Source organism: Dyella sp. S184, from assembly GCF_009766065.1.
Taxonomy (GTDB): Bacteria; Pseudomonadota; Gammaproteobacteria; order Xanthomonadales; family Rhodanobacteraceae; genus Rhodanobacter.
Genome location: NZ_LMUE01000005.1, coordinates 316,816 through 340,460, shown reverse-complemented (window position 1 = coordinate 340,460; position 23,645 = coordinate 316,816). Strand labels below are relative to the sequence as shown.

12 protein-coding genes are annotated in these 23,645 nt (G+C 63.2%); 3 read left to right on the top strand and 9 right to left on the bottom strand.

Annotation, left to right across the window (positions count from 1 at the left end):
* Window positions 1-381 precede the first annotated feature (381 nt).
* Entirely contained in the window at window positions 382-2,877 is a 2,496-nt protein-coding gene (locus tag GSQ75_RS11415; RefSeq protein ID WP_158754994.1) for a protease pro-enzyme activation domain-containing protein, read from the bottom strand.
* A gap of 476 nt (window positions 2,878-3,353) precedes the next feature.
* Entirely contained in the window at window positions 3,354-4,781 is a 1,428-nt protein-coding gene (locus GSQ75_RS11410) for an integrase arm-type DNA-binding domain-containing protein (protein WP_254058559.1), read from the bottom strand.
* A 235-nt stretch (window positions 4,782-5,016) separates the two neighbouring features.
* Here GSQ75_RS11410 and GSQ75_RS11405 point away from each other — a divergent pair, with 235 nt between their 5' ends.
* Window positions 5,017-5,682 carry a response regulator gene (locus GSQ75_RS11405; protein WP_158754992.1) on the top strand — a complete coding sequence of 222 codons (666 nt, stop codon included), beginning with the start codon at window positions 5,017-5,019 and terminating at the stop codon, window positions 5,680-5,682.
* Complete coding sequence (locus GSQ75_RS11400; protein WP_158754991.1) at window positions 5,679-7,115, top strand: ATP-binding protein; 1,437 nt, start codon at window positions 5,679-5,681, stop codon at window positions 7,113-7,115. The genes GSQ75_RS11405 and GSQ75_RS11400 overlap by 4 nt, the downstream gene beginning before the upstream one ends.
* Here the strand turns inward: GSQ75_RS11400 and GSQ75_RS11395 are convergent.
* From GSQ75_RS11395 to GSQ75_RS11365, 7 genes are all read right to left on the bottom strand, one after another.
* Window positions 7,109-8,140 carry a YncE family protein gene (locus GSQ75_RS11395; protein WP_158754990.1) on the bottom strand — a complete coding sequence of 344 codons (1,032 nt, stop codon included), beginning with the start codon at window positions 8,138-8,140 and terminating at the stop codon, window positions 7,109-7,111. The two genes, GSQ75_RS11400 and GSQ75_RS11395, sit on opposite strands and share 7 nt — an antisense overlap.
* A gap of 73 nt (window positions 8,141-8,213) precedes the next feature.
* Window positions 8,214-11,279, bottom strand: coding sequence for an efflux RND transporter permease subunit (locus GSQ75_RS11390; RefSeq protein ID WP_158754989.1), 3,066 nt, complete (start codon window positions 11,277-11,279; stop codon window positions 8,214-8,216).
* Complete coding sequence (locus GSQ75_RS11385) at window positions 11,276-12,340, bottom strand: efflux RND transporter periplasmic adaptor subunit (RefSeq protein WP_158754988.1); 1,065 nt, start codon at window positions 12,338-12,340, stop codon at window positions 11,276-11,278. Before GSQ75_RS11385 ends, GSQ75_RS11390 begins: the two co-directional genes overlap by 4 nt.
* Window positions 12,337-13,698, bottom strand: coding sequence for a TolC family protein (locus GSQ75_RS11380; protein ID WP_158754987.1), 1,362 nt, complete (start codon window positions 13,696-13,698; stop codon window positions 12,337-12,339). The genes GSQ75_RS11385 and GSQ75_RS11380 overlap by 4 nt, the downstream gene beginning before the upstream one ends.
* 173 nt (window positions 13,699-13,871) lie before the next feature.
* Window positions 13,872-14,726: an alpha/beta hydrolase gene (locus tag GSQ75_RS11375; RefSeq protein WP_254058545.1), complete on the bottom strand. Its 855-nt coding sequence runs from the start codon at window positions 14,724-14,726 to the stop codon at window positions 13,872-13,874.
* A 134-nt stretch (window positions 14,727-14,860) separates the two neighbouring features.
* The gene (locus GSQ75_RS11370; RefSeq protein ID WP_254058544.1) at window positions 14,861-16,864 is read right to left on the bottom strand and encodes a trypsin-like peptidase domain-containing protein; all 2,004 of its coding nucleotides are present in this window, start codon (window positions 16,862-16,864) and stop codon (window positions 14,861-14,863) included.
* 151 nt (window positions 16,865-17,015) lie between these two features.
* Window positions 17,016-19,031 (bottom strand): trypsin-like peptidase domain-containing protein, encoded by a 2,016-nt coding sequence (locus tag GSQ75_RS11365; RefSeq protein ID WP_254058543.1) that lies wholly within the window; start codon window positions 19,029-19,031, stop codon window positions 17,016-17,018.
* A 198-nt stretch (window positions 19,032-19,229) separates the two neighbouring features.
* On the opposite strand from GSQ75_RS11365, the gene GSQ75_RS11360 reads away from it, so the two are divergent.
* Complete coding sequence (locus GSQ75_RS11360) at window positions 19,230-23,642, top strand: DEAD/DEAH box helicase (protein ID WP_158754985.1); 4,413 nt, start codon at window positions 19,230-19,232, stop codon at window positions 23,640-23,642.
* Window positions 23,643-23,645: the final 3 nt, after the last annotated feature.

Below are 23,645 nucleotides of genomic sequence, written 5' to 3'. Positions count from 1 at the left end.
TACAAACCCCGGTTCTGTGCGAATGGCCAATTCATGAAAATCGCATAGCCATGGCTGATCGCCATGGCCATAGGCATTTCGTCGTTGGGTCAATTACGGTCTGCACACCCCTATTCATTCCGCCCGGACTTGATGGCCACCCTTCCAGTCGGTTTTTTGAGTGTGCGACTTGCATTCCATATCTGCAATGGGATTTATGTTAGTGAACGATGAAAGCTTAATCGTAATAATTTGCGTAGCTAATTAGCCTAACGTGATATTTTACGAATATCGCGCATAGACCGTGCGCCACGCCTGATTCCATAGATGAATAAAAAAGCCCCTGGCTGCCATGCAGCCAAGGGCTTCAATCAAACACCACAACATTCAAGCGCTATTTCATTACGGTGCCGGTGGTGGCGCTGCCGGAGCACCCACGAAGGCACGCCATGCGATCAGCAGGTTCGTGACGTTCACCGAACCCAGACCCGACGCAAAGCTCCAGCCCGGCTGGGCCGGGAAGGCCTTGTTCGTCGGGGTATAGCCGGCGGGGTTGGGGTTGCTTGTGGTGAGGCCGATATTGACCGTCAACGTATTGCCACTTCCTGCCGTACCATCAACAAGGAAGGTGTTGTAGTAATAGCAATTCGGCGTCACGAACGTGTCCGCAGCGTACGTGCCCACACCCGTCTCGCTATAACAGGCGCTGGAAATCGAACCGCTGGTGACGTTGTGGAACACGCAACCACTCGTGCCGGTGGCGCCGTTGTTGGCATTGCAGGTGCTCAGGCTCGCCGAATTCGGCTGCGAAGCGGTACCGTACTCGTTGCCCGCCAGCGCATACAGCGTCGGTGCCGCATTGCCCTGATCCAGGGGCAAACCACGTGCCGCCAGACCCTGATCGATCAACGCCTGGATGCCGGCGAACATCGGTGAAGCCAGCGAGGTGCCCCCGCTGAGGCCGACGCCGCTCGGGTTCGGATTGGCTGCGGTGCCGGCGGTGAAGTCCGGCGTGCACACGTAACCCTGCGAGCAGACGGCCACGAAGGTGTCATCGCCAAACGAGCCGGCGAACAACGCCACGTCCGGCAGGTCACGCGACTGATCCGGTGCCGCGTTGTAGACCTGACGCTGCCAGACCGGCTTGCGATCGACCGAGGACGGACCACCGCTGCCGGCTTCGGAGGTTTCGAAGGTATTCGCGTAGTACTGCAGGTTGGTTGGCGTAGCGGGGGGGTTCAGCGCATAAGCCAGGGCGGCATTGCAGAAGGCGATCGGCGAGGCGTAACCCATCGCCGTGGATGCCACGCCATTGCCGCACGACTCGTTCCACGGAATCTCCGGCACATACGACAGGGCCGAGCCGCCCACCGCACTCGGCGTCGCCGCAAAGTACTTGCTGGTGGTGCCATCGATGATGTCGGCCAGATCGGTACCGCCGACGCCGGTATCGTTCGGCGAGGTCGCGAACGAATTGGCATCGACCGCCGTGTTGCCGTCTCTGCCGTTGATCAGGCCGCCATTGAAGCTGGGGTTGGAGCCGGAGTCACCGGTGGAGACAAACACCGAAATACCCTCGGCATCCGCCTGTGCCCACATCAGGTCGATCGCGGTCTTGCTGGCGCTGTCGGTGAATTGTTCACCGTAGCCATAGCTGGCACTGATGATGTTCGGACGGCCGCTCGTTTCGTTGATCAGATTGGTCGCCGCGACAAAGACACCGCCAAAGAAGTTGGTGGTCGCGTAGTAGAAGTTGCTGCCCTGATAGTAATAGTCCGCGCAGGTAGCGACCTGGATGTTCGCGCCCGGCGCGATGGCCGCCGACCATTCCGCGTCCAGCAGGGTTTCACCATCATCCTGGCCCGCGCCGTATTCCACGTTCGGGTCATAGCAATTGTTGGCGCCACTGCTCGGCGCTGGCTGGAACTGATTGAAGGTGCCGCCGAACCTGGTCAGGTTGAAGGTGGTTTCAAAATTGGTCCAGTCCGCCGGCACCATCGAGTCGTCTTCGACCACCGCGATGGTGACACCCGTACCTGTGATGCCATTGGCGCGGATCGTGCTGACGCCGTACATGGTCGCCAGATCATTGGGTACCAGGCCACGGATCACGCCCTGCGGATTATAATTCGGATAGGCGACGCTGATCGCCTGGCTCTTGCCACCGAGCTTGCTGGAGGCCGCCGGCTGGCTGAGTACCAGGCCTTTCTTGGTGGTGTCCCACTTGGCGCCCTTGATCGGCTTGTTCATCGCCTTCGGGTGGAAATCGTTCAGGCCCATCACGCCGGCCACCACGTCCTTCAGCGCCACCGGGATGCTGATATCGCCGGCATTGGCGATGTGCTGTTCCTTAGTCTTGCTGCCATTGGCGAGGTTGTAGATGTTTTCCTGGGTATGGAACGCCGCCTTCACCTGGCCGGCGGTGCCGCTGAAATCGATCTGGGTCTTGTTCGGGTACACGTTGTTGACGGTGAAGCCCTGCGACTTCAGCCACGCCGTGACCGCGGCGATGTCGCTGTCGGCCACGCCATACGATTCACCGAACTGCTCCGGAGTCAGCCACTTGTGAAAGCTGGACGACTTCGGGTTGTGCTGGTCGGCGATCAGGCTGGTCAGGGCGGCCTGCCGCGCGGCGCTCGGCTTGAGCACCAGCTGCAGGTGATTCATCTTGAAGGTATCGGCCAGCTGCTTGCCCGGCGCTTTCGTTTCAACGAACTTGAGGTGGGTCTTCGCAAGCGGGGAAACCAGCTGGTTGTTGATCGTCTGGGTGACACGCGGCGCCTCACTGGTGCCGGCGGCCGTGACGAGATTGCTTGCAGCCACCGGCTGCGCCAGCACCGGTGCGCCGGCGAGCGCCGCTGCAATGGATGCGCTGAGAATGAAATAGCCCTGTTTCATGGATATAGCTCCCTTTCTGTAAGTTGGTCAAAAAGTTGATGGCGCACTTGCCGGATCTACCTTTGCGAACAGCACCTTGCGTGCGCAGCGTTGCCACATCCTGTGGCTTCTTGCACGGCTCGGAGAAATTCAACCGGGAAAGCAAAACATCCGTACCCGTTCAATACGTCGCACACACTCTCCCGATCCTTGGCGGTATGGACCGCCAAAGAGCGCTGGCACACTGAACAAGATCTGCGGCGGCATCCTCAGGATATTCAGGCTGTCGGCAGATACTCCCTCGACAGTGCTTTGGAAACCATCCTGTCTCGAAGCTGTCTTTCCCCCTGTCGAACCGAGTATTGACACAGGCGGAGACGCGCGCAAGCGAATGCGTTGATGGATTTCCCACTTTGGTAGATATCTACCAGCCGTTTAGCCGGCTATTTCGAATGGAGCAGACTGGCTTTTGTTGCCACGCCGAAAGACACGCTCCATCAGACAGCCGCTTGTGATCCCTGGGCTTGCGGCCTGCCGTTCGGATACATGTCCATGGCTGCACGCCAGCCCAGTTGGAAGCGCGTGCGTATTCCGTAATGTTTCAAGAGCTCACCGATACGTCGATTGAGCGTCATCGCGGATATGTTCACTTCAGCTGCGATCGTTTTATCGTTGAGCCCTGCCGCCAACAAAGGAATCAACTGCTCAGCCGTCCTCGTCAACCGAGAGGGCGCATGATCCATCTCCAGCACCCCAGAAGTTTCGGTCACGAAGGGCGTTGCCCGTTCCCAGACCAGATCAAAAAGCATGCACAGTGCATCAAGCAAGGCAGACGGGCGAACCAGCATGGCAGCGCCGCCCAAATTCTCGGAGTGCAATGTGATGAGGCCCAGGCGCCGATCGACGATAACCATCTTGAACGGAAGTATTGCGTAGGTTCTGGCCTCTTCGCCCATTTCTACCGTGCGCCGCAAATTCTCGATCGCACCTGGCATCTCAAGGTAACTGGCATCGGATACGCTTTTTGCTTGCGTGCCTGCAGGCACCGGTTCCGGTTCGCGCGGAAAAATCATTGGGGCCCGTTGAAAACCAATAATTTCGTACTTGACTGTCTTGAGCAAGCGCTCGACAACCTGAGCGAGTACGGCACCGCTGTTGATGACTTCCACCACCTGCTCACGTTCTTTCCCGTCTACATGCCGCTTGGCCCGGTTCTTGAGTTTCGGTATGGCCAGTCGTGCCTTTTCAAGTCCGGATTGGCGTTGGTTGATCAGCGCTTCGATGGCGACTTCTGGTGGAACGGCGCTATAGCGCGGCGGCCATTCGGGCGAGTGAGATACCAGCCCATAGGATTCGATAGCATCAAGCAACCACTGCGCCTTGTCCGCTGGCAAGGAGAGCAAAGCTGCGACATCTTCCATCGTCATCGCATGGTGCTCCAGAACAATGCAATAGGCGCGCTCTTCGAGCTCACTGATGCCGAGAGCCTCCAGCGATCTCGCCCAGGTGGGCGATGGAAGCGCGATCTGCGCCTGCGTTGGCAGCTCAGCCATGTCGTTGGAAGCGATGATCCTGGCGCCGGCGCCCTTTGCGACTTTTCGATGCTCGCCTGGATCGACCCCGTCAGCCAGCATCAAACGAGCCGCATCGCGCTTCCCGCGAGCCTCCTTCAGGCCGATCTCCGGGAAAGTCCCCAACGATAGGCGTTTCTCTTTGCCACCGTAGCGGTACTTCAGCCGCCAAAGCTTGCTCCCCGCTGGGGATACTTCCACATACAGGCCGCCGCTGTCGTATAGACGCGTGGGTTTCTCGGCCGCCTTGGCAGTACGTATTGCGGCGTGAGTCAGGGGCATGTTGCGCACTACCATTTTTGCGTTCTCAATGCCCCCAAGCATGCCCCGTCCGATATCAATTGCCAACAGCACCAAACGGAATTCGCCTTGTGGATATATCCTGACCTATCTCCCACGCAGGTGGGATTCGTAGTCATGAAGTGGGATGGCAAACCAACCACGCGCTGCGAAAAAGAACTGCGATGCGTTCGTTTCCAAAACCACCCCTCTGCCTTAAGCACTTTGTAAGCGGATGACCGGATAATCCACCGGCAGGCGCAGCGCCTTCATGCCAGTCATGGCGTGACGCGGCCGAAGGAGTTCGTTCGTGCATATCATCCTGGTGGAAGATGATCTTCAGCTTGGCGCCGCGATCCAGCGGGCGCTGGAGCGTCTTGCCTATACGGTGAGCTGGTTGCGCGATGGCCGCGAGGCCTTGATTGCATTGCGCGACCAGACCGCCGATCTGGTGCTGCTTGATCTAGGCTTGCCTGGCAAAGATGGTCTGGACGTACTGCTTGAGGCGCGGCGCGCCCATGTGAAGACGCCGGTGATCGTGATGACGGCACGTGACGCACTGGAAGCCCGTGTGCGTGGCCTGGATGCCGGTGCCGACGACTACCTGATCAAGCCGTTCCACCTCGACGAACTGGGTGCGCGCATCCGTTCGCTGACCCGGCGTGCCCACGGCCTGGCCGCGAACCGCATCGAGGTCGGCGCGCTGAGCATCGATCTGGGCACCTCCGAGGTCACCTTTCGCAATGAACACGTCGAACTGACCCGGCGCGAGTTCTCCCTGCTGCAGATCCTGATGGAACGCGCCGGTCGGCTGGTGCGCCGCGAGAGCCTGGAAAATTCGCTGTACGGTATCGACAACATGGTCGGCAGCAGCGCGCTGGAGGTGCTGGTGCATACCCTGCGCCGCAAGCTGAGTTTCGACACGATCCAGACCGTACGGGGATTCGGCTACATGATTCCACGGGAGCCGAAATGAGGCTGAACAGCCTGCATGCCAGGCTGCGCTGGCTGATCATCGTCGTGCTTGCCGCGGTCTTGCTGCCACTGGGTGTGATGAGCTTCCGCCGGACCATCACCGAAGTAGACGAACTGTCCGATGGGCGACTGGCGCAATCGGCGCGAACACTGCAGGTGCTGATCGAGCATGCCGGCATGCATGCGATCAGCGACCACGCGGCCGAAGGCATCCAGGTACCGATCGAGACAACCTACCCCAGGCCGACGAAAACACTTGGTCATACGCACGAGTCCGAAGTCGGTTTTCAGATCTTCGATCATTCCGGACGAGTGGTGCTGGCAACCGCAAACCTTGCTTCGCTGCCACCACCGGCAACCGGTGATGCCAATTTCCAGGATGTACAACAGGGCGGCTACCGATGGCGCGTGTTCACCCTGCACGATCTCGCCGACGACATCGTGATTCGCACCGGCGAGCGCTATGACAGCCGCCACGACATCACGCATGCCGTATGGCTGGAGCACAGTCTGCCGCTGCTGATCGCCCTGCCGTTGCTTGCCCTGCTGGTGGGCTGGGCGGTACGCCGAGGATTGCGCCCGCTCGAGTCGCTGACCCGCGCCTTGTCTGCTCGGGAGCCTGGCACGCAGGAGCCGGTGGTGCTGCCCGACGCACCGCTGGAATTGCAGCCGGTACTGAGCGCGCTGAATGGACAACTCGTCCGCATGGAAGATGCGCTGGAGCGCGAACGCCGCTTCAGCGCCGACGTGGCACATGAACTGCGCACGCCACTGGCCTCGGCCATGATCAACCTGGAGAGCGCGATGACGACGGCCGACCCGGTCGAGCTACACACCTCGCTGGCCAGCGCCCAGCATGGCGTCGCCGCACTGGCCCGGCGCATCGAGCAGTTGCTGGCGCTGGCCCGGCTGGAGTCGGGTGCGGCATCTGGCCAGCGCACGCCGATCGATCTTGTCGCCATCGCGATGGATGTGATCGAGGAGCTGGCTCCGGTGATTGCCGAGAGCGGAGTGGAAATGAGCGTGGCACCACTGCCGCCGCAGGTGATCATTCTCGGTTACGAGGCGGCGCTCGCCGCCCTGCTGCGCAACCTGCTGGAAAACGCCATGCGTCATGTCCCCGCCGGCGGCCAGGTGCAGTTGTCGATCGAACTCGGCGAGCGCGTAGCGCTGGTGGATGTCATCGACGATGGCCCCGGCATTCCAGCGGAACGCCGCGCGAGCGTGTTCGCGCGCTTTCATCGCGAAGCGGGCGGACACGGTGACGGCTACGGGTTGGGCCTGTCGATCGTGCAGCGTGCGGCACAACTGCACGGTGCCACGATCGAGCTGCTTGATTCGCCTTACGGTCGTGGCCTGCGGGTAAGTGTCGCGATTCCGCTGTCGCCGCAGGCTGTTACCCACGACGACAGTCCGGTGACGCCGGCTCAGTGACGCCCGACGGTAAGAATGCTGAAGCTGTCCGGCTCGATCATGGGCCGGCCGTTGGCCTGCTTGGTTGCGCCTAAACGCGCGGCTGAGAGATACAGCAAGTGCAGCTTCGGATCGAGCGCGAGTGTACGCGCACTGGTCTGGGTGGGAATCGTCGCTGCCACGCTGAAATGATCCGGATCGCTCTCATGCACCGCGGTGATCGTGCCACTCTCGCCATTGGAGCTGTAGACCATCGCCTCGGCCGCATCGAACACCACCGCATCCGGGCCATCACCGATCACGGCGGTCGCCACCTGATGACCGTTTGTGGCATCGGTGATCGCCATCGTGCGGTTGTCGCATACCGAAAACAGGCGGTGATGCGCGGCATCGATGGCCAGACCACTCGGCGATTCGCACGGCGCCAGCGACCAGGTGTGCAGCACCTTGTTGCTGGCCGTATCGATCTGCACCAGCTCGGACTTGTCTTCGATGTTCGCATAGACGTGGCCGGCGCCATCGGACACCGCGAACTCCGGCTTGCCCGGCAACGTGATCGTACCGATCACCGCATTTTTGGCCGGGTCGATCACGCTGGCCGTGCCGCTCTTGCCGTTGAAGGTGAACACGTGATGGGAAGCGCTGTCGTAGACAATCGCATCGGGCTTCTCGCCGGTGCCGGTGATCGTCGCCACGGTTTTCAACGAACCCAGATCGAACACGGTTACCGACGCACTCTTGCCGTTACTGGTATAGCCGCGCTGCAGATCGGGGGCGATCGCGATGCCGTGCACGCCTTGGGTGTCGGCGATCGTGCCGACCTGTTTTTCCTGGTCGACGTCGATCACCAACACGCGGTCGCCGCGGCTGACGAAAAGATGGCGGTGCTGTGCATCGAAACTCAAGTAATCCCAGCCACCCGCGCCGGTCAGCGGCAGACGCGAAAGCACCTGATACGTCGCGCTTGGCGCAGCTGCGGCGGCCGCTTGCGGAAGGCAGGCCAGCGCGAGCAGCGCTGGAATGAAACTGCTTAAGCGTAGTTGCATGGTGATACCTCGAATGAACGGGGAAAGTGTGGAGCTCGCCACTGCAGAATGCCGGCACCGGCTTATGCGTGCCTTAGCCGACCTTTCCTGTATCGCGACGCCGCAACAGCGAATACAAGACCGGCATCACCAGCAGCACCAGCGGCACCTGCACCAGCAGGCCGGCGATGATCGCCACCGCCAACGGCTGCTGCATCTGCGAACCCTCGCCGAGTGCGAGCGCCAATGGCAGCAAGGTAAGGATCGCCGCCAGCGTGGACATCAGGATCGGGCGCGTGCGGTGCTGGCCTGCCGCATGCAGGGCATCGTGCAACGGCATCTCGGCGTTGGCCTGCTCGAGTTCGGAGAAATAGAAGATCGCCACTTCGGTGACGATGCCGACGATCATCGTCATGCCCATCATCGCCGAGATGTTGAGCTCGATGCTGGTCAGCCACAGCCCGGCAAATACCGCCGGTATCGCCAGCAACGGCATCGCCAAAATCGCCAGCGCCACGCGGAAACTCTCGTACAGGAACAGCAGCAGGGTAAACACCAGCGCGATCGCCGCCAGCATCACGATGGTCAGGCCGCGGAACGCCTGCTGCTGTTGCTGGTACAGGCCACCGAGCTGGACGAACATGCCTTTCGGCAACAGGCCCGGCTGCGCCAATACCTTCTTGATGTCGACGATGGTCGCGCCGAGGCTGCGCCCGCTGATCAGGCCGGTGACCGCATCCATCCGCTTGAGATTGTCGCGGGTGATTTCCGGCTGGCCCTGCACCTGCTGGAGCGTGGCCACCCGTGACAGCGGCAGCAGATGACCGTCGCCCGCACGTATCGGCAGCGCGGCAACCTGCTCCAGTCGCCGATGCGCATTCTCCGGCAGGCGCACGCGCACGCCGACCATCCTGCTGCCTTGCGGCAGTTGCGCGGCCACCGTGCCATCGATCGCTGCCGCGACCTGATCGGTGACGCTGGTCGGATCGAGTCCTTCCAGCGCCGCCTTGGCCGGATCGACCTGCACGGTCAGCGCATCACCAGCCGGATTGATGCCATCGCGCACACCGACCACGCCGGTGATCTTGCCGATCGCGTCGGCGACCTTGCCGGCAGTGGCCGCCAGCTCTGCGGGGTCATCGCTGTACAGCTGGATCTCGATCGGCTGCGGCACCGCCACCAGATCACCGATCAGGTCCTCCATCAACTGCGACAAATCGATGTCCAATCCCGGCACCTTCTGCTCGACCTCGGTGCGCACCTGCGTCATCACTTCTTCGGTCGAGGGACGCGAACCGCTTTTCAAGCGCACGAAGAAATCGCCCTGATTCGCCTCGGTGAGGCCGCCGCCCAGCTGCAGCCCGGTGCGTCGCGAGTAGGTATCGACATTCGGGTTGGCGCGGATGATCGTCTCGACCTGCCGCAGCAGGCGGTCGGTTTCCTCCAGCGAGGTGCCGGGCTTGGATAGGTAATCGAGGATGAAACCGCCCTCGTCCATCTGCGGCATGAAGCCGGTGCCGACGCGGGTGTAGGCCAGCCCACCGACCAGCAGCAGCGGCAACACCAGCAACAGGATCAGCAGCGGCCGCTGCAACCCGCGCTGCAGCAGGTTCTGGTAGCCGTGCATCGTGCGCTGGGTGAAACGGCCCGGCGGATGCTCGGTCCGATGGCGCTGATCCAGCAAGCGTTCGGCCAACAACGGCACCGCGATCCAGGTCAGCAGGTAGGAAATAATCAGCGCGCTGGCCATGGTCAGCGACAGCGCCTTGAAGAACGCGCCTGTGACGCCGGTCAGGAAGGCCAGTGGCAGGAAGATCACCACGGTGGCGGCGCTGGAGCCGGTCAGCGGGCGGGTGAACTCCCACGCCGCGCCGGCGATGCGCTCGCGCACTTCGCCGGCGCCTTGCGCGCCTTCGCCCGGATGCAGCCGACGCACGATGTGCTCGAGCATCACGATGACATCGTCGATGATCAGGCCGACCGCGGCGGCCATGCCGCCCAGCGTCATCATGTTGAAGCTCATGCCGAGCACGTAAAGCAGCAGCACGGTGATCGCCAGCACTGCCGGCACCACGATCAGCGCAACCAGGATCACCCGCGTGTTGCGCAGGAACACGAACAGCACCAGCCCGGCCAGCACGATGCCGATCAGGATCGCGTCGCGCACGCTGCGGGCCGCGCCGGTCACCAGCTGGGTCTGGTCGTACCAATTGGCAACCTGTACGCCGGTCGGCATCTGCGGTGCGTAGTCGGCCAGCCGCTGCTTCACCTCATTGGCGATCTGCACCGTGTTGCCGTCGGGCTGCTGATAGACCTGCAGCAGCACGGCGTTCTGGCCATCCGCATTGACGCGGATCCACTGCGGCACATGATCGAGACTGACCATCGCCACGTCGCCGAGATGCACCACCCCGGCAGAGCCGGCACGCACCACGATATCGCGCAGCGCGGCGACCGTGGCCGGCTGGTTGTCGGCCAGCAGCAGATACAGCTTGTAATGGTCGGAAACGCGACCCATCGCCTGAATCGTCGCCGCATGGCTGACCGCGCCGGCGACGTCGCTCAGGCTGAGGTTCAACGAACGCAGCTTGCCGGGGTCGACATCGGCATGGAACTCGGCCACCTCGCCACCCTGCACTTCGACCTGGGCCACGCCACTGATGCCGCTCAGCAGCGGGCGCAGCTGGTACTCGGCCAGATCATGCAAGGCGCTCGGCGACAAGGTATGCGAGCGCAGGCTATAGGCCAGCACCGGGAAGGTGGTCGGATCCATCCGCCGGGTGGACAACTGGGTGCCCGCCGGCAGCTGCGGCAGGATCTGCACGGCGGCCGCGTTGACCTCCTGCAGCGCCGTGCTCATGTCTGCGCCCCAGTCGAACGTCACCGCGACATCCGCGCTGCCGCGCCCGGTGGTGGAACGCACGTCGCGCACGCCACGCACACGGCGGATCGCCTCCTCCACCGGCGTGGTCACCTCGATCGCCATCTGGTCGGCCGGACGATCGCCCGCATCCAGGGTCAGCTGCACGCGCGGGAAGGCCACGTTCGGGAACAGCGCCACCGGCATCAGCAACGCGCTGGCGATGCCGCCGATCGCCAGCATCAAGAGAAGGAACAGCAGCGAACGACGATGCCGCTGCATCCATGCAGTGATGCTCACTGGGCGGCCTCCCGCACCGCATCGCCATCGTTGAGTTCGTAGGCGCCGAGCACGATCACCTTGGCCTGCGCATCGAGCGCACCCTGCACGCCGACGGTCTCGCCATCCGGGCTGCGTACCGTCACGCCGATGCGTTTGGCGTGGCCGTGTTCGACCTGGAACAGGTAGTCACCATGCTCGTCATGCAGCACCGCTGCACGGGGCACCGCCCAGGCGTTGAAGTCGTCCGTGCGGATCTTCGCGTCCAGTGCCGCACCGGCCAGCAAGGTCGCGCCGGCCGCCGCGGGAAGTTCGACCTGTGCCGGCAGCAGATGCGTCTGCGGATCGATCGACTGCCCGAGCATGCTCAAGCTGCCGGCAACATCCGTGGCGCCGTAGACGCTATGCAGTCGAACCGGCATGCCGACGTGCAGCTTCGCGGCGTCTTCTGGCTGCACGCCAAGCTGGGCCACCAGCGCATGCGCCGGTGTAAAAGCCAGCAACGGCGCATTCGCCACGAAACGTTCGCCCAGCCCCACACTGAGCGCGGTGACCACGCCATCGGCCGGTGCATTGACCGCTTCCTCGGCCGCGCCGCCGCCCAGCGCGCGCTGCGCGTCGAGCGCCGCCTGCGCATCGGCCAGCGCCTTGTGCGCAGCCGCCAGCTGTGACTGCGTGGCCAGCCGCTGGGCAGCCAGTTGCTCGGTGCGCTGGAGTTCGCCGCTGGCCAGGGTCAGTCCACTCTGCGCCTGTTGGTAGCTGCTGCGCGCTACCGGATCGGGCGTGACCAGCAGCAGTGGCTGGCCACGCTTGACCGTCTGGCCAGCCGCCACATTCACCGCGGCCACCTGGCCGCCATGCGCGAGACTGATCGCGCGTGCGCGCTGGGGATCGCCGAGCGCACTGCCCCAGGCTTCGACGGTGTCGTGAAAAGGCTGCTGCGATGGCATCACCGTGGTCACCGCGACCTGACCCGGCGGCGCCGCGGCATCGTCGTCATCGGCGGCGCCATGGCTGCAGCCGGCCAGCACAGCGAGCAGCAGCAGGCCGCACAGCTTGGGCAAAGGGATTGAACGGTTCATGGCGTGACTGCTTTGACGGAAACAGGGTGGGCAGTGGCGAGATCGGTGTTGCCGAGCAGGGCTTCCAGCGCGATCGCCTGAGTGGCCTGCTGCTGTTGCAGGTCGAGCAGATCAAGGTCGGCACCCAATGCATTGCTGCGGATGGCCAGATAGGTCGGCCAGTCCAGCAAGTCTTGCTGCCACCCCGCTTCGGCGGCGCGACAGGCTGCATCCAACTGTTGCGCATGGGCAGCCAACGCCACGCGCTGCTGCTGGAAGGTGGCGAGATCGGCGACGAGTCGCTGCATGTCGCTGCGGGTATCCAGCACACGCGCTTCGTAGTCGTCCTTCAACTGTTGCCGGGTGGCCTTCGCGATCGCGATGTTGCCGCGGTTGCGATCGAACAGCGGCAGCGTGATACCGATACTGAAGCCGCGGGTGGGCACGTCGGTGGTGTCGCGCGCTTTATTGAAGCCGATGTTCAGCGCCGGAAACTGAGCCAGCACGGCCGCGCGCAGCTGCGCTTCCTGCGACTGGTAGCCGGCCTGCAGCGCGAGCAGGTCGGGCCGCCGCCGCGGCAGGCCGGTCAACGCCTGCTGCACCTGCTCGGGCGTCGCGCTGGCCTGATACGGCGCACCGACCAGATCGAGCGGCGCATTCGGTGCCAGTCCGAGCAGGACATGCAGGTCGCTTTCCGCCTGGTGCAGCGTGACCGAGGTATCGGCCAGACGCTTGCGCACGTCCGCACCGGCATTGAGGCCTGCACTGGCGGTGTCGTAAGTGAGATTACCCGCACGCAGGGCCGCGTGGATGGCAGATTCGAGCGGGGCCAGCGCCGCCTGCTCGATGCGCAGCCGCGCCTGTTGCGCACGCAGGGTCTGCACCTGATCGAACAGCAGTCGGGCCTGTGCCACGCTCTGCCATTCCGCCCACAACAGATCGAGATTCACCTGCTCGGCCTGGTTGCTCGCGGCCGCGCGGCGTGACGAACGCGTCAGCAAGGCCGTGACGTCTTCGCTGAGACCGAGGTTGTACGCACTGCTCAGACCGGGCCCGGGATGGGTGAGATAGTCCTTGCCGAAAGTCAGCTGCGGATCGGGCAGCAGGCCCGCGGCAAACGCCTGCGCGCGTGCGATGCCGAGCTCGTCGCGCTTGAGCTTCAAGGCCGGGCTGTTGACCACGGCCAGCATCGCCACTTCGGTGACATCGAGCCCATCCGACGGATCGAAACGATGCTCTGGCAAGGCCAAGCCCGGCATCGCAGCAACCGGTGCCGTCAGCTGCATTACGCTGGCGACACCCTGACCATCACCGAGTGGAGCCGGCATATAGGTGGCACAGGCGGATAGCAGCAGACCGGCGGCGAGAGTTACCGCCATCTGAAACAGATGACGTATTCGCCGCGTCCCAGGGGCGGGATATCGCACTACGTGAAGTACGTGACGTGGACGGTTGGCATGGCACATACCATCATTCTGGAGAGTACGGCTTAGTTCTGTCTTAAGGATGCCTTGCTCTCATCGGCGCAAACCGGTCGGCAGCGCCGCAACGCTCACACGCGCCTACCCAGCCAGTCGCCCAGCTGCATCAACACCTGGCTGCGTCCGGGCTCGGCTTCGTTGAACAGCTCGTGGTAGAGCGTGGAGAAAAAACGCGTGGTCAGTTGCCCGGTCGACGCGGCTTTGCGGGCGAACGCGCGACTGCCGGACGGATCGACCAGTTCGTCGCTATCGGCCACCAGCAGCAGGGTCGGTACTGACAGGCTGGCGGCATCGGCGATGCACGCCGCGCCGGCCTGGAAGATGAAATTGGCCAGCCGTGGCGTGATCCAGCTCGTGCACAAGGGATCGTCGCGATAGGCCTGCGCCACCTGCGCGTCGTGCGAGAGTTTGTCGACCTTCAATCGGGTGCGCAGCGGCAGGTTCGGCAGCAGCCGGTTCAGCAGGCGAGCCAGGCGCACCATCCCGGGTGACTCCCAGCTGCGCAGCGCCGGTGATGACAGCAGCAGCGCCGGCGGCGCAATGCGGCCGTCCAGCACGGTACGCGCCGCGACCAGGCCGCCCATGCTGTGGCCGAGCAGCAAGGGCGCATGCGGCAACCCGTTGGCATAGTCGATGTAGACTGTGGCCAGATCCTCCAGCAAATCGTCGCCATGGCGCATGGCACTGCGCTGCCCAGGCGTCTGCCCGTGCCCGCGCTGGTCATAGCTGCGCACCGCATAGCCGCGCTGGTTGAACCATTGCGCCAGCAGCTGGTAGCGGCCGCTGTGCTCGCCCAGCCCATGCACGATCAGCACCGCACCACGCGCCTGCGCCTTGGGCCAGTCACGCAGGAACAGCCGCTGGCCATCGGCCATCGTCAGCCACGTCGCCTGCATCTCTGCGCTCGCGCTGTTGGTCCGTGACATCAATTGCATCCCTTGTCCCGCCGGTCTTTACCCACCCCGGATTCATCCACAGGCTAGTAGCTCGCCTGCGGGCATCCGAAAGCTGTCCCATTTGTCCAAAACACGCCATGCCGTAGCCTGGCGCCACCCTTGCGTCAGTGCTCGGTCACCTGCAAGTTTTTCATCAACAGATCAAGCTTGGCTTTCATGGCATCTTGCGGGTGCGTGCCTTCGGCCCCGTAATACGCGGTGTACAGCACCGACGGATCAGCACCGGCAGCTGCGTTGACGACGGCGGTGATCTTCGTCGCGTCACCTTCGCTGAGTGCAACGCCATCGTAGGGATGATCGTGCTGCGAGATCTTGTGCCACTCGCTCTTGTAGTCGTCCTCGAGATCGCCTGAGGGGGCCACGTTGCGCCTGATATTGACCAGGTTTTCTTCGCTGGCATCCGTCCTGACACGCACATCGCCCACATCCCACACGACCCTGCCGTGGTCGGTGAAGTAGCTGAAACCTAGGGCAAGCACGCTGGTCGGCGCGATTTTCTGCAGTTCAGGCGTGAAGGAAAACGCCAGTCGTTTCGATGCATAGCTGAAACGGTGGTCGTAGTCGAAGTCGATCCGGATGTCCTTGAATGCCGCAGGCAGCAGCGTGGTGTTCTGCAGATAGTCCTTCCATTGCGCCAAGGTGCCTTCGTAAGTCACATAGAAGAAACCGGTGAGCGCCTGCATGTCGGCGACATGATCATGCTGCTGACCTGCCTGTGAGAACCGCATCATGGTCACATAGCCATCTGGCACCGGCAGCGAAAACGTGATGACGAGCCCGTTGTTATAGGGCACGGCCCACACGCGCACTTGCCAATGGCGTTGCCATGCATCGGTGTAAACCGTGTCCTGAACGGGTTTGCCCAGCGAAGTGACCTTGATCTGTTCGGAACCAATCGGACGCTTCAGGAAACCGATTTTCGTCAGCTGATTCATGAGCTGGGTAGGGTCGGTGTACCACTGCCTGGCCGGAACACTGTCTGGCTTGCGCAAATGAATCAGGACGCTGTGTCCTGCAACGCCGAGGGCCACGTAAGCATTGTCGGACAACGGGGTTTTTGGCCCCTTCTGCATTGACCGATCCCAGTCGCCATTGCTGTTGCGGATGATCAGGCTGGGAAAACTGTCCATTACGGCTTTGCTGTGCAGCAGGCGATCGGAGCCATTGCCATGTGGAAACAGATTGTCTGGATCCTTGGCAAGCAGTGCCTTGAGCTGCTCGTCGACATACGCATCCTGCAGTTTCATGAAGGTGGCGCCGAAATCGGCAAAGCTCTTCGGCAACGCAAACTGCTCCTTGAAAATGTTGTTCGAAGTCGTATCAAACACGTCGAATTGGTAAGGAATGCGCTTGTCGATCACCGCCAGATGATCCGGCGCGTTCAATACCTCACTGATCGGCAGCGCGTAGTTGAGGTTTTCATTTGCCGACTTCATCAACACGATGCCGATGACCTTGCCGTCCTGGTCCAGCAGCGGACCGCCGCTGTTGCCGGGTGAAGCCGCCGCCGAGAAGCGCATCCACTTCCAGCGGCCATCCTGGTCCTCCGGTGTGTCGGAGGTATACAAGCCGTCGCGAATTACCACGCCGGTGCCCAGCGCATTGCCGACGGCGTAGACCACCCCATTCACGGCCGGCTTGGTGTCGACATCCAGCGCCGCAGCCGTCGCCGGCTGTGTGGCCAGCGAGAACACCACGAAATCCTGCCGCAGCGAATATTTCTCGATCTTGCCGATCGCGTAGACATGGCCGCTGGCATCGCGCAGGGCCGGCTCGCCCCACAAGCTTCCGATGCCGACCTGCAGCACATGCGCCGCGGTGACATAACGGTTGTTGCCTAGCGCGAACGCCGTGCCGATCGAGTAGTACTTGTCGTTGCGCTCCTGGTACGGCAACAGCTCCATCGGCAACGGCTTGGCGTAGGTCAGCGGATCATTGACCGGCTTGGCCGCGACCACCTCGAACGTGGCCGCCTGGATCTTCGGCAGCACCGCCGGGTCGAGGCTGGCGGCACGGGCAGCGCCGCCACACAGTACAAGACATAACAGGCAGCCCAACACCATCGTCCGTGAGCCGGCCTTGCGCAGAATCATTTCCAGTACGTGCATGAGAGTCCTTCGCATGAAGAGCGTCGCCGGATCCCCCCGACGGGGGGCCTGACCTGCGACGGCCGAGCGTGAATATTGACATGCCGCAACGGCGCTTGTACCGACGCCTGCGCCGCGGATCATGCCTGAACCGGCCAGCCGATACCGCTGCTCAATGCTCCAGGACCTGCAGGTTTTTCATCAGCAGGTCGAGCTTGCCTTTCATCTCAGCCTGGGGTTGCGTACCCTCGATGCCATAGAACGCGGTGTACAGCACCGTTGGCGGCTTGTCGCCCGCAGCCGCGGGCGCGACCACAGCATCGATCTTCATCAAATCGTCCTCGAGACGCGCCACGGCATTGTAGGGATATTGGCGCTGTGACAATTTCTGCCAGCGACTCGTCATGTCGTCGTCCAGCCCGGTAGGCGGCGCGACATAGCGCTGGATGTTGACGTTGTTGTGATCGTCCGAGGCCGTGGTCTTCCAGACATCGACATCCGCCACATCCCAGACCGGCTGGCCATTGTCCAGTGAGAAGCTGAAGCCGAGGTACATCAGGTTGTCTGGCGTGATGGCCTGCACATCATCCGTATACGAAAAAGCCACCCGCGGCGATGCATAGCTGAAGTGATGGCCGTAGTCGAAGTCGATGTGGATGTTCTTGAGTACGGCTGGCTGCAAGGCCGGTGCGGCGAGAAACTGCTTCCACTGCGCCAGGGTGCCTTGATAGGTGACGTAAACAAAGCTGCTCATTTCGTCCATATCCAGTTTTGCATCGTGCTCGCCGGAAGCTGGTACAGTCCGACTCAGCATCACGTAACCGTCTGGAACCGGCAACGCATACAGCACGATCAGCGCGTTTGCGTAAGGCACTGGCCAAACTTCGACATACCAGGGGCGTTGCCAGCGGTCGGTATGCACCGCCCGGAAGGTCGGTTTGCCGAGCGAGGTGATCTTGATTTTTTCGCTGCCGATCGTGCGCTGAAACATGCCGGTTCTGGCCAGAAGGTCCATGCGCAATGTCGCGTCGTCATAAAACTTCGCGGCGTCCACGTCATCCGGGCGACGCAAATGGGCCAGACCGTTGCGGCCCACGGCGCCAACATCCACATAACCGTTGCCGTCCAGCGCAAAATGCTGCGATGCCTCACCCACCCGGGCCCATTCACCGTTGCTGCCGCGCACGATCAGCGTGGGGAAACCGTTGAGTTGCGCCTGCTGGTACAGCAATCGCGCGGAACCCTGGCCGTTGGGAAACAGATTGGCCGACTCCTTCGCAAGCAGGGCTTTGAGTTGTTCATCATTGAAGGCGTCGAGGCGCTTTTTGAACTCGCTGTAGAAAGCGGCCACGCCGAGCGGAAGCTTGAACTGTGCCTTGAAAGTACCGCTTTGATGCGTATCGAACAGATCGAGCTGGTAGCCGCCGCGGGCATCCATCACGGCCTGACCCTCCGGCGCACCCAGCACCTCACTGATCGGCAGCGCGTAATTGAGGTTCTCGTTCGCCGATTTCATCAGCACGATGCCGATAAGCTTGCCGCTCTTGTCCAGCAAGGGACCACCGCTGTTGCCGGGCGACGCAGCAGCCGAGAAGCGCATCCATTTCCAGCGGCCATCCTGCTCCTCTGGCGTGTCGGAGGTGTACAAGCCATCGCGAATCACCACGCCGGTACCCAGCGCGTTGCCGACCGCATAGACCACTTCGTTCAAGGCGGGTTTGGTATCGACATCCAGCGCAACCGCCGTTGCCGGCTGCGTGGCCAATGAGAACACCACGAAATCCTGCTGCAGCGAAAACTTCTCGATCTTGTCGATGGCATAGACATGGCCACTGGTGTCGCGCAGCGCGGGTTCACCCCACAGGCTGTCGATGCCGACCTGCAGCACGTGCGCCGCCGTGACATAACGATTGTTGCCCAGCGCGAAGGCCGTGCCGATCGAGTAGTACTTGTCGTTGCGTTCCTGGAACGGCAGCAGCTCCAACGGCAGCGGCTTTTCGTAGATCAACGGATCGTTGACCGGCTTGGCCGCCACCACTTCGAACGTGGCCGCCTGGATCTTCGGCAGCACCGCCGGGTCGAGGCTGGCGGCACGGGCAGCACCGCCACACAGTACAAGGCACACCAGGCAAGCCAGTGCCATCGCCCTTGAGCCTGTCTTGCGCAGAATCATTTCCAGTACGTGCATGAGCGTCCTTCGCATGAAGGCCGCGCCGGATTCCCCGACGGGGCCCCTGACCTGCGACGGCCGAGCGTGAATATTGACATGCCCCAACGGCGCTTGCACCGACGTCTGCGGCGGATTCCATGACAGATTGCAGGATCTGAGAAAAGCCCCATATATGATCCGGTGATCCCTTCCCTGCCGCAGCGCGGACAACCACCGATGCGCCTGGACCCCAGCCCGCTGGACGATTTCCACCCGGCCGTTGCCGACTGGTTTCGCCGCACCTTTGCCGCGCCCACGGCGGCGCAGGCGGCGGCATGGCCGTCGATCCGCAGCGGCCAGCACACCCTGGTCGCCGCCCCGACCGGATCGGGCAAGACACTGACAGCGTTCCTGGCGGCAATCGACTCGCTGGTGCGTGAAGGCGTGGCGCATGGCGGCGTGCTGGCGGACGCCACCTCGGTGGTTTACGTGTCGCCATTGAAGGCTCTGTCGAACGACATCCACATCAACCTGGAGGCGCCGCTGGAAGGCATCCGCGTCGAACTGGAAAAGCTCGGCCTGCCCGACGTGGCGATCCGTACCGCAGTGCGCACCGGCGACACCCCCCAGGTGGAACGCAATCTGCTGCGCAAGCTGCCGCCACACATCCTGGTGACCACGCCGGAATCGCTATACGTGCTGCTTGGCTCGGACTCCGGCCGCGCGATGCTGGCCGGTACGCGCACGGTGATCGTCGACGAGATCCACGCGATTGCGGGCAGCAAGCGCGGCTCGCATCTGGCGTTGTCGCTGGAGCGGCTGGAGTCGCTGTGCCAGCGGCGTCTGTTGCGGATCGGTTTGTCGGCGACGCAGAAACCCATCGAGGAAATCGCCAACTTTCTGGTCGGCGCATCACCCACATCTTCCCTGGGCGGGCCGGGGGTGACCGTCAACGGCCATACTCATCTTGTCGATGATGGCTGCGCCATCATCGACGTGGGCCACACCCGCCCGCGCGACCTCGCAATCGAAGTACCACCAGTGCCACTCGAGGCGGTGATGTCGAACGACTGCTGGGAACTGGTCTATGACCGGCTGGCCCAGCTGGTGCAGGCGCATCGCACCACCCTGGTCTTCGTCAATACGCGGCGGATGGCTGAACGTGCGGCGCGGTATCTGTCCGAGCGGCTTGGCAAGGAAACCGTCGCCGCGCATCACGGCAGCCTGGCGAAGGAGTTGCGACTGGATGCCGAGCAACGACTCAAGCGCGGCGAGCTTTCAGTACTGGTGGCGACCGCATCGCTGGAGCTGGGCATCGACATCGGCGACGTCGATCTGGTCTGCCAGCTCGGTTCGCCACGCTCGATCGCTGCCTTTCTGCAGCGCGCCGGCCGTTCCGGCCACAGCATCGATGGCACGCCAAAGGCGCGGCTGTTCCCCGCCACCCGCGATGACCTGATCGAATGCACGGCGCTGCTGGACTGCGTGCGCCGCGGCGAACTTGATGCACTGATCCTGCCGCCGCAGCCGCTCGACGTGCTGGCCCAGCAGGTCGTCGCCGAAGTCGCCTGCCAGGAATGGGACGAGGATGCGCTGTACGACCTGGTGCGCCGAGCGCATCCGTATCGCGAGCTGGCACGCGCCGATTTCGATGCCGTGGTACGCATGCTGGCCGAGGGCTTCACCACCCGCCGCGGCGCACGCGCGGCGTACATCCATCGCGACGCCGTACATCGGCAGTTGCGGGCGCGCCGCGGCGCACGGCTGACTGCGCTGACTTCGGGCGGCACCATTCCCGATACCGCCGACTATAAGGTGGTGCTGGAGCCGCAGGCGATCATCGTCGGCACGGTGAACGAGGACTTCGCGGTCGAGAGCATGGCCGGCGACATCTTCCAGCTCGGCAACACCAGCTATCGCATCCAGCGCGTCGAGCGCGACCGGTTGCGGGTGGAAGATGCGCATGGCGCGCCACCGAGCATTCCGTTCTGGCTGGGCGAAGCACCCGGACGCAGCAAGGAGTTGTCGTTCGGCGTATCGCGGCTGCGTGATGAAATCTCCGCGCATTTGGATGACGGCGGCGTGCCAGCTGCGATGACATGGCTCTCCGATCAACTCGGTTTGAGCGAAGCGGCTGCGCAGCAACTGGTCGATTATCTGGCCCGCGCGAAGGCTGCACTCGGCGTGTTGCCGACCCAGCACACGCTGGTGCTGGAACGTTTCTTCGACGAATCCGGCGGTACCCAGCTGGTGATCCACACGCCGTGGGGCAGCCGTATCAATCGCGCGTGGGGCCTGGCACTGCGCAAGCGCTTCTGCCGCCAGTTCAACTTCGAATTGCAGGCGGCGGCAACCGAAGATGCGATCGTGCTGTCGCTGTCGACCAGCCACAGCTTCCCGCTGGAGGAAGTCGCGCATTACCTGCATTCGAACACTGCCGAACACGTGCTGATCCAGGCCCTGCTCGATGCCCCGCTGTTCCCCGCGCGCTGGCGCTGGAACGCCGTAACCGCATTGGCACTGCCGCGCTTCACCGGCGGCAAGAAGACACCGCCGCCGTTGCAGCGAATGAAGAGCGAGGACCTGCTCGCCGCCGTATTTCCCGATCAGGTCGCCTGCCTGGAAAACATCGTGGGCGAGCGCGAGGTGCCGGACCATCCGTTGGTCAACCAGACCATGCACGACTGCCTGCGCGAGGCGATGGACGTGGATGGCTTGCTGCAGATCCTGCGCGGGCTTGAGAGCGGCGAGATCAGCGTGGTCGCACGCGACCTCACTGCGCCGAGTCCGCTCGCCGCCGAAGTACTGAATGCCGCACCGTATGCCTTCCTCGACGACGCGCCGCTGGAAGAACGCCGCACCCAGGCGGTGCAGACACGCCGCTGGAATGACAGCGACAGCGCCGATGACCTGGGCCGGCTCGATCCCGAGGCGATCGCCGCCGTGCGCGACGAGGCGTGGCCACAGGTGCGCGACGCGGACGAGATGCACGAAGCACTGGGCTTGCTGGGCTTCGTCACTGCCGACGAAGTGGCAGCCAATCACGGTTGGAGCGAGCGACTGCAGGTACTGGCCAGGAACAGCCGCGCAACCTTGCTCACCATCGAAAGACAGATATGGACATCCGCGGAGAAGCTGCCGCTGTGGCAGATCCTGCATCCGTCCGCGTCGATGCAACCGGCGATCAGCGCCCCCGCCGAATACACCGCACAAGTATGGACCCGTGAAGATGCACTGCTGGAACTGGTACGCCATCGCCTCGGCGGACTCGGCCCGGTCACCATGGCGGCACTGGCCCATTCGCTGACGGTCGAAGCGGGTGAGGTCGAACACGCCCTGCTCCGTCTGCAGTCCGAAGGCTATGTGATGCAGGGTCGCTTCACCGCCGACGCGACCGGTACGGAATGGTGCGAGCGGCATCTGCTGGCACGCATCCATCGCTACACCCTCGGTCGCCTGCGTCGCGAGATCGAGCCAGTCAGCCGACGCGAACTGATGCGCTTTCTGTTCGACTGGCAGCACGTGTCGGCGGCAACCCGATTGAGCGGGCCAGATGCGCTGAGCGCTACGCTGGCGCAGCTGGAAGGTTTCGAGGCGGCGGCCGGCGCCTGGGAGACGGAAATCCTGCCGGCGCGCATCAACGATTATTCGATCAGCTGGCTGGACGAACTCTGTCGTGCCGGTCGGATCAGCTGGGGCCGGCTGCGTACCGGTAGTGGTGGTGGCGGCGGTCCGTTGCGCAGCACACCAATCGTGCTGCTGTCGCGACGCGAGATGCCCGTCTGGACGTCCATCGCATCGATCGAGAACACCCAGGACATCCTGCTGTCGTCACGCGCCCAGGCCGTCGTCGATGCGCTGCGCCAGCAAGGCGCGGTGTTCTTCGACGAGCTGCTCGGCGCAACGCATCTGCTGCGTACCGAACTGGAGGACGCGCTGGGTGAGCTCGTTGCCGCCGGACGGGTCAGTGCCGACAGCTTTGCTGGCCTGCGCGCCCTGCTATTGCCGGCGGCGAAGCGCGACGGCGGTCGGCATCGGCGCCTGCGCCGGCATCTGCTCAACGGTATCGAGGATGCCGGACGCTGGTCACTGACGCGTGGCACGACCAAGAGCGCCCCGCCACCACCTTCTCCTGCAGGCAAGGGCGGGGACAAGTTAGATCCGGAGGTGATCGAACACATCGCGCGCACCCTGCTGCGCCGCTACGGTGTGGTGTTCTGGAAACTGCTGGAACGCGAAGCACCATGGTTGCCATCGTGGCGCGAACTGCTGCGGGTGTACCGACGGCTCGAGGCCCGCGGCGAGATCCGCGGGGGCCGCTTCATCGAGGGTCTGGTCGGCGAGCAGTTCGCCTTGCCCGAAGCGATCTCACCGCTACGCGCGGTACGCCAGCGCGCGGATGACGGCGAGCTGGTCTGCCTCAGCGGCTGCGATCCATTGAATCTGGTCGGCACCGTACTGGTCGGCGACAAGGTGCCGGCGCTGACCGGTTCGCGCCTGCTGTACCGCGATGGCGTGGCGATTGCCGCCCTGATCGGCGGCAAACTCGTGCCGCTAATCGAGTTGTCCGGCGCCGAAACCAAGACCGCGAAACACACCCTGCTGCGGCATCCACCGTCGCTACCCGATGCGCTGACTGCAGCGCACTGAAAC